This is a genomic window from Flavobacteriales bacterium TMED191 (assembly GCA_002171975.2).
Lineage (GTDB): Bacteria > Bacteroidota > Bacteroidia > Flavobacteriales > TMED113.
Map to the genome: position 1 here is coordinate 17501 of NHIO02000021.1, position 10047 is coordinate 27547.

Genomic DNA, 10047 nt, shown 5'->3' on the forward strand with positions numbered 1-10047 from the left:
TGCCATTTTGTCTTANTTTTTAAAAATTANAGTGTCAAAATGACAATTNNNTGATTATGAGTGACAAAAAATTTATAAAAAAAATAGAATANCCAGGAGGAAAAAATGAACTTCAAAAGTTCATTAAAAAANATCTTCGATATCCAAAATTTGCACTTAACAATAATATTGAAGGAGATGTTTTAATTAAGTATAAGATAAATCCAAATGGAAATACTACTAATATTTTNATTATAAAAGGAATTGGTTACGGCTGTGATAANGAAGNAGCAAGGATTGTTAAAAAGCTTAAANATCCAAAATGCCCAAATAGAAAAATTAATATCACAACTACTAAAAAAATCTTAATAAAATTTAGGATTCCAAAACTCTCAATTGAATATACAATTACAAGTTAATTTTTATTTTGNNCCTTGTGATACAACTCATNTTTTTGAATTTTTAGGTCTGGTCGATGCTCTTCATACCCATTTAANTCTCTCTTTGTAAAAGGAACATAACCTTCATCATGACTCCATTTAGATCGTCTTTNTTCACTAAAATAATCTTGAGGAATAATCCCAAAAATCTTNTCATCCGACTCATCAACACCAAATTCCTTCATTATTTGTTCATAGGCGTCTGTTNCTTCAAGAAACTCTTCATAAATCTCCTTGTCTTCTTGATTATTTTTAATATCTAAATCGTCAACCTTATAACTTCTTATTAATTTTCGATAATGCTTTTGCAAATTACGAATCACCTTTCTAGTTTCTCTTGAATCTAAACTNTCAACATTATTTGGACGTTCAAAATTAATAATAGCATAGTAATCNGTCGGTTGTTTAAANGTTAAACTACCAATCTTATAAACACTTGTATGATCATAAATTGATATATTACCATATCTAGTNTCAAAACCTTTCCAAAAATTTTTAATATTATTTTGAGAGTATTTTCCTCTATACAATTGACCAATTTTNTTATTATCGAAATCATAAATAATAGAATTAACTAAAAATCCNACAGCAATATTTTCAATAATAATTTCTAACAATTGACTATTTTGGTTTTTCTCAATTGATAAAGCAATTTGTTCGCTTTTTTCATTATAGGATTTTATTAAAAAAATCTCATTACCTGATTTATCAAAATAGCGATATATAAAGTTATCATTATCATAAACTGTTACATATTCTTGACCATCAACNTTAACACTTCCTTTAAGNTTATCNTCNCCTTGTAAAAACAATTCTTGTGCNGAAAGAATATTGATGAAACTAAATAAAAATGTNTAAAAAACTATATTTTTCATATTAATNAATTTGTAATTATGAGCCGGTTCCTCTTCTATTATTTTGACCTATATTATTAAACGGATTCACTAACATTCTACGTTTTTTAAATCTACTTCTTAAACGAACATTATCTACAGANGAAAAGGTTCCCAAATCAAAACCTATAGCTATTTCATGTGTACCACTTGAGTAATTACTTATTCCTNCAACTGCAGTATCATAACAATATCCAACAAAAAGTTCAGCAAACTCAAAACCTAACAATAATGAAAGTGCATTTTCAGCAGTTCTGTATCCAAAACCANCCCATACACTATTCATATATATAAATCTTGTAGTGAAATCAATTTGTGTTTTTGACCAACCAGTCTTTTTTATTAAAATAGATGGCTCAACACCTAGGTCCTTATCATAAGTAATTGGAACATATGCTCCGGTCATAAAATTATACTCTGTAGTTAATCTGTTATTAAATAATATATCAGACTCAATTTTTAATGCTCGTGCTCCTAAATTATTAGCTGAAAAACCTGCGTAAAAATATTCTGTATAATAATATGTGCCAAAACTATGACTAATAAAAAAATCNGTTTCAATAGTATTAGGTAAAACAGGGTCATTAGCAAGACCAAAAAACTCATTCCAACTTATTGTTTCAGTATCATCATAAGCAAATTGAATTAATCTAGTGGCATATGAAAATGACAAAAACCTTCTTTTATCCCAAGAACATGAGCCTGGCTTATCTAGACATGTCCTCCATGAATAACTTAATTGAGCAGATGTTTGACTAATTGGNCCAGTTACATCACTATAAACAAATCCACCAATTGCATGTTTATCAGTAAGAGGTGTGTGACCACTGAAAGTGAATGTTTTTGGAGCAACATTATCACCCTGCAAATTTGTAAAACCCGACCANTGATCCCTATATGTAAGTCTAAGAGGTGTNTTATCTACTGTACCAGCTGCAGCAGGATTAATAATATATTCATTAAAAACATACTGACTATACATTGGGAATTGTTGTGCCTTTAGACTGAATGCTAAAAACAAAAGTGACAATAGTATAGAAAATTTTAATCTTTTCATATTTTATCTTTTAATTGTAACACTACCATTATAATTTTTATTATCTAAATTCAAGTCAATAACGTAGTAGTAAGTTGCTATTTCTTGTTCTTCATTATTTATTCCAATACCATCCCAGGGAACATATAATTGACTTAATGACTCAAAAACCTTTTGCCCCCATCTATTAAAAACTCTAANATTTGGATTAGAATATAAATTTATACCATCAATTTGCCAAGTATCATTAATACCATCNCCATTTGGAGTAAATACAGACGGAATAAATAAACAATTATCATCCAATGAGCCTATATACACCTGCGTACCATATGGAGAANCCATACATTGATATGAATCATTTAATATAGAAACNGTATTCCATGTATTACCATTTAGTCCTGTAATATATATATCGGACTCAGTCACTAATACCTCTTCACTATACTCACCTTCTTCAATAGTAACTAGCTCTTCATATGTTGTGAGAATTTCAGTAGATCCATTCACAACATAGTTAAATGGCGGATTCCCTCCAAATGTTCTAATTAAAACACCACCATCATCTTCTTCATCGCAAGAAGCATCAATTATATATTCAACTTCAATTGACAATGGATCTGGCTCAACTAAATCAATTGATTCAATTAAAACACATCCATTTTCATCAGTTATAGTAACAATATAGGTGCCTGCAGATAAATTATCAACATCTTGTGTAACTGCACCATTAGACCATTGATAGGTATATACACCTACTCCACCATAAGGACTAATGTCAATATAACCATCTTCTTCCCCACTACAAGATATATTATAATTATTATAGAGAGACGTATCGTAATTGATTAACAATTCATCTGGTGAACTTAAAATAGAAAATTCTTGAGTACTTTGACACCCCTGATTATCAGTTACAACTAATGTATAGTTACCACTAGAAAAAGTATTTGAAATATCATATGCATTACCATATTGATCAGTACAGTCAAAAATATAACCTTCAGGCTGATTAACGTCAATTGTACCACCACTAACATTTACTAAAATAGATACAGCATCGTCATAACAAAACAACTCAATATCAGATGTTAAATCCAAAAAACTATTATTATTAATCTGATAAGACAACACAACACTCAAATCATCAGGAGATATAATATTAAATTCTTCTATATTACTTGAACAACCCTCACTATCAATAGCATATGCTATATATGCTCCAGAATTTAAATTATCAGAATCAACAATATTACCAAATTGATCCTCAAAAACAACACCATTTGTAAAGGAAGGGTGACTGTTTGTAGAAATACCATTGAAATTAGTACCACCTATATAATCATCATCATCATTTAAAATACTGTCATTATCAATATCATCATCATCATCATTACAATTGGCAACACAGTCTGTTCCTATATAAACACCATCTCCGTCAATATCAGGATCATTATTATTAGCTAATCCATCATTATCAATGTCTCCATCACTACCACCAGACAAAAATGGAATAACTGATGTAGTCTGACCATAACAAGATAAGTTAATATCCTCTATAATAATTTGAAATGGTTCGGGACCTTCAATAGTAAATTGTATATTTTCTGATAAACAAGAGTTTTGAACAGACTCAACAAAGACATAATATTCCGAAGCAGATAAGCTTAATGAACTTAAACCTACTTCTGAACTAATTAAAACTCCTCCATCTATACTTAAATCAATATCATTTGGAATACCATCATTATCAATATCCCATTCAGGGCCAATCAATTCAAACCAGTTATATATAAAGTTGTTATTATTTTGATTAAACACATTAAGCTCCACCAATCCATTCTCCTCATAACATTCCGAATTTGTAACCTCAATTTCATCAAAAACAATTTCAGATACTACATCAAAAATTTGTACAGGTTCAGATTGCAAACATCCTATACCATCATTTTCAACTTCTAAGAAATACAAACCTGAAGATAATAAACTAAATGTATTAGACAATCCAGAGCCAGAAGCAATAACTCCACCAGTATTATTTAATAAACTATATGTATACTGATTACTTGCACCTCCAGAAAGATTAAATGAAATTGAACCGTTATTCTCACCGAAACAAACATTATTAGTAGAAGAAATATTCATATTTATAGGGCTACCATTTTGGATAGAATAATTTTGAACAAATTCACAATTATTAGCATCAGTCACAACAAATTGATGAGAACCAACTGAAACAGCATCAGTATTTACTCCTTGCCAATCAATAGAATAAGGAGGATTACCTCCTTCAATAGTTGTTATAAATACACTACCTGTACCATTATAACATAATGGATTATCTGTAAAAAACTCTACTGCAATAGGTTCTGCAGACTCAATAAAAATATCATTTTCAACATATAAACAACCATCAATATCAGAAATTGAATTATTAATAGAATTTGCAGATAATGTATACAAACTACTCTCTAATTCACCAAATGTATAACAGGTAGTCTCTCCAGATATATTAGATAGATTAATATTTTCAGAAAATGAATTAGACTCTAATATAAAGTTTAAATCACCAATCCAATCTACACAAATTGTAATTTCACCATCATTACCACATAATTCGTTTGATATTAAAATATCAGGTGTTGGTGTATCAAATTCAACATTAAAAGTTTCTTCTAATAGACAATTGTTATTATCAAAGACTTGTAAATTATAAATACCAGGATTTAGATCATCGATAGTACTACTTGCACCAATATCTGTGACAATAAATGTAGGATCACTAGTATTAGTCCAAATAAATAAATAATCATTAGATGCAGTTCCTCCAAAAACATCCACAATAATTTCACCACCTCCCTCTTCATCACAAACAGGGTTGTTTTGAGTCGACAACATATAATAATCTTCAACTCCTTCAATATCAATTAATTCACTCCAGTAACATTGATTACCATCATAAACTTCAATAAAATAAGATCCGTCGGATAAGGGTTCTGTTTCAAAACTAGGTCCCTGAACAAATTGATCTCCTAATTCAATTGTAGTAATAGCTGATAAGCCCTGAGGAATATAGAAATTAGGGGAGTCGAATGAATTATCAAAATCCAGTACATTTAATTCATAAACTATACCTCCAGAGTTTAAAAGAATAAAAATATCTTCTCCAACTTGAAAACCATTATCTAGGCTAGCCTCAGAACCCCATGCTGCAATATTAAATATTCCAGTTCCGTCATAGATTGTCGAACCACCACAAGTAATTCCATTTACTCCATTATAAAACACCCCTATTACATCATTAGGTGAGAAAATTGATACATCATTAAATAAAAGAGTCATATTTACATCTGTCGGTTGCCATTCAAAATCTAAATTTGAAGCATCTCCAACTGTTATAGTTGTTGTTTCGCCTTCAAAAATAAAATCATATAAACCAGGATTACCTTGTATAATTTCCAAAGAAATCGTGGTCAAATCACCATCACATATAATAGGCTCAAATGAAGATTCAAAAATAATTGGATCAGGTTGTGATAATGTAAATATACTTTCACCACTACAACCATTTGAATCAGTAACCTCAAATGAGTATGTTCCAAAATTTAATGTAGCAGATGACACATCAGGTGGATAACCTAATGAAGTGTAATCTTCAAAAAAACCATCACCATCTAAGTCTTGAACTAAATTCCAAGAATAACTAAATGGAGGTGTTCCATTTGCAACACATGAACCATTTTCAGTTGGGCAATCAGAAAAACTTACAAAACCATCATCACTACCACAAAAAACTTCAATAAATGGGTTAAAAATAGCTAATTGTCCAGCAGGATCAATTGAAATTGGAATTATTTGAGAATAAGAACATCCTGTTTCATCAATAATTGTAGCAGTATAACTACCCTCCTCAACATTAGTAATAATTATATTTCCATCAAACTCGGAATCAAATATGGATAAATTTGTAGAATTATTATACCAATTAAATGTATATAATCCATCACTAGTATCAATTATATCTCCATCTAATTGTAAAGAAATATTTAAATCAGTTGAACCACCTGAACATGCTATTAGGTTATAATCAATAATAAAATCACTTAATAATAAGTCTGATCCCTCTAGCAAGACGTCTAATGGAAATTCACAATTATTATCATCAACAACTAACAATGTATACAAACCAGCTCCTAAAAAGTCAAGATCATCTAATATATCATCTCCATCAAAATCTTCTAGTGACTCAATACCATCATTTAAATTTTCAATAATAACCTGGCCATTAGGGCTAGTCCATGTATATGAATATGGAGGGGTTCCTCCAGTGAAATTATCTAGCTGAATATATCCATCAGGTGTTGTTTGCACAATACCATTATCATCAAGATAACTACAAACTACACCACCAGTCATAACATCAACACTCATATCATTTGGGTCAGTTACTTCAATATTTGTATCAATCACAGTACATGTAATAAAATCATCAATTAGACCATCTCCGTCTGAATCAATTTCAGTAGTTCTATCAACTTGAATATTATAGTCTCCCTCTCCTACTGTAATTGTGAAATCAGGAACATCTCCTGATTCACCAACAATAGAAAGAGATGTAATCAAAATACCATCAAAAAAAGAATTGGTTTCAAAAACATCAGTATATGTACTAGAACCAGAATTGTATTCATATTCAACTTCAACTTCATTAATAATATTTTCACTCACATCATAAACTAGGAAAACAATCTCTTCACCATTATTAAATCCATTATCAGCTCCTTCACAAATTTGTAAAGTAAAAAAACTACTTCCACTAGTTGATGAAGTATATGTATTATAAGTAAAGGATTGTAGGGTTCCGTCTCCTAGTGTGTAGAATGCTCCAATTAAATCACCATTATCAATTTCATCATCATCTTCAATATTGACAAAAATAGTCATTGAGTCTTCACAATCATTTAAATTATCCTCAATACTACCATCTCCGTTAAAATCAATTCCATCTGGCCAAAAATTTTGGTTAGGACCATATACTATAGTATTAGTAGAAGTGCTTAAAAATACAAAGTCATCTGGAATACCATCTCCATCTAGATCATCAGTAGAAACCGTAACTGTACCTCCTTCAACACTTTCTGAAACCAATACATTATCAATATAAACATCAAACTGTCCAACAGAACCTTCAATAGTAAAATCAATGTCAGTAACTCCACCAGGACATGCTATTGGAACGTATTCTGAAGTAATCAAAGTATTCTCTCCAGGTTGATTCATAGATATTAAACCCTGACCACAACATCCATTGGCATCATAGGCTAAAAGAACATAATCAGCAGCAATAAGATTTTCAATGGAGGGATTTGACTCTGTAATATCGCCTATTAATATTTCTTCATCCGCAGTTATTTGACCATCATTATTAATATCTAACTGCTGGTAAACTTGCACAGTGTAAGGCTCAACCCCATCTGAGATAAGATTCATAGTATTAAAATCAATAGCTAATACACCGTCAGAAGCTCCAAAACAGCTGATTTCAAATGCTCCATATGTGGATGTTACAGGAATAGGAAATATTCCATCGCCTTGTGGGAAACAATCAAAATCACATCCATTTGGAATAGTAAAACATGCATCAGTTGCAGGACATGTACAATTTGGATCATAATTTGTTGCAGATATATCATCGCAACATGTGTCGTAGCTGCAGCTAGTCGAAAGAGAAATAGTACAATCTTCGCAATAATTACATGCACTTGGATCTGTACAGCCTATACAGGAATCAAAATCACACGAACCATCGTCATCTGTTGCTTCAGGGTTCCAATTACATGCAGAAGGGTTGGTACACCCTAGTATTTCGTCATCATCACAAATTCCATCTCCATCAGAATCATTATCAACTACTATTCCTGTACCATCTGTCGCTCCAGAGCATGTTTCACAATCTACTGGAAAAATACATGATCCATCATCAGTATTGGCTGCTGAATTAAAATTGCAAGCATTTGAATCTGTGCAACCAACCACTTCTTGACAATCAGGGATATTATTTCCATTAACATCATTAATTGGGTCGTTTGGACATGGATCTAATTCGCAATCAGTTATATTATCATCACAGGTGTCACACAAACCATCACTGTCTGAATCATTGCTTATAACCTGCCCTGTTCCATCTGTTTCACCTGAACAGTATCCACATATATTTTCTGAATTTACATATATACAACTCGCATCTTCATCAGTTGCATTTTCATTGTAATTACAAGCCGATAGATCTGTACAACCTAATAATTCATCTCCGTCACAAACTCCATCATTATCTGCATCATTATCTACAACTTCTCCATCTTCACATATATCACATGTATTTTCAACATATTCACAACAACTTTCAATTTCTAAAATAGCCTGCCACGGAGTTCCTATATTTTCAACATCTGCATTTGCCGCATCGTTCCATCCAATATTGAACTGAACGGTTACATAATTTTCTAATTGAAAACCTGATTCATTTGGCTCTCCAATTTGCCAGTTTTCATATATTATTTCTTCACCTGTCACTAACTCCCATCCACCATTAGGCTCAAAATAATCTGTACTATTAATATTCTGAAAAACACCAATCCAATAAGGCTCATTTGTATCAATATTATTCAAACTAGCAATAAAATCACTTTCTTCTTGATTATCTAAAACAACTAGTGTGCCTCCTGATAAATTACATAAACTATTTGCATCTGTCCACGAATAAGTTAGATTCGAAACATAGTAACTACTGTTGTTAAAATCAGCTAAATAAGTAAATCCTTCGATTTCTTGTCCTCCTAAAAAACAATCTATTGTTGCTGTCTCATCATAATTACATGCAGATTCATCCAAACACCCAGCACAGGATTGAAATTCACAAGAACCATCATCTTCTGTTGCATTTACATTATAGTTACATGCACTTGCATCAGTACAACCAACACATGAGTCAAATTCACATGAACCATCTTCTTGGGTTGCATCTGCATTATAATTACATGCACTTGGATCAGTACAACCTAAACATGAATAGTCACAGGGACCAGGAATTGTATAAGTAGGTAGAAAATCACATGCAAACGGATCAGTACATCCAGTACATGATTCATATTCACATGAATCATCATTTACAGTTGCATTTATATCATAGTTACATGCATTTGAATCAGTACATCCTATGCACAATGTGCCATCCCCTCCACAGACTCCACATGTATCTAAATACTCGCATGAACCATCATCTTCAGTTGCATCTTCATCATATGTACAAGATTCAGAATCAGTACAACCATTAATTTCATCACTATCACAAACACCATCATCATCAACATCGCCATCAACAACATTACCATTTCCATCTTGCTCACCGGAACAGGTGTCACATTCAGTTGCATATATACAGCAATCATCTCCTGCTTGTAAACAATCAATAGTTGAACTAGAATTGTAATTACATGCAAAAGGATCAGTACAACCTACACATGACTCATAGTCACAGGAACCATCATCAATAGTCGCAGTATCATCATAATTACATGCAGTATCATCTTGACATCCAGCACATGTTTCATATTCACATGAACCATCATCTTCGGTAGCAGACTCATTATAATTACATGCAGTAAGATCTGTGCAACCAGGATTAATTTCAATTAAACTA

General features: G+C 31.5%; 4 protein-coding genes. 1 reads left to right on the forward strand and 3 read right to left on the reverse strand.

Annotated elements, in window-relative coordinates:
* Nucleotides 1–56: 56 nt before the first annotated feature.
* Complete coding sequence (locus CBD51_001720; protein RPG60150.1) at nucleotides 57–398, forward strand: TonB family protein; 342 nt, start codon at nucleotides 57–59, stop codon at nucleotides 396–398.
* Here CBD51_001720 and CBD51_001725 read toward each other — a convergent pair.
* The 3 genes from CBD51_001725 to CBD51_001735 form a co-directional block, all read right to left on the reverse strand.
* Nucleotides 395–1294: a hypothetical protein gene (locus tag CBD51_001725; protein ID RPG60151.1), complete on the reverse strand. Its 900-nt coding sequence runs from the start codon at nucleotides 1292–1294 to the stop codon at nucleotides 395–397. The genes CBD51_001720 and CBD51_001725 overlap by 4 nt on opposite strands.
* A gap of 16 nt (nucleotides 1295–1310) precedes the next feature.
* Nucleotides 1311–2369 (reverse strand): type IX secretion system membrane protein PorP/SprF, encoded by a 1059-nt coding sequence (locus tag CBD51_001730; GenBank protein RPG60152.1) that lies wholly within the window; start codon nucleotides 2367–2369, stop codon nucleotides 1311–1313.
* 3 nt (nucleotides 2370–2372) lie between these two features.
* Nucleotides 2373–10047, reverse strand: a 7675-nt coding sequence (locus CBD51_001735; GenBank protein RPG60153.1) for a hypothetical protein, incomplete at its 5' end; no start/stop codon positions are given.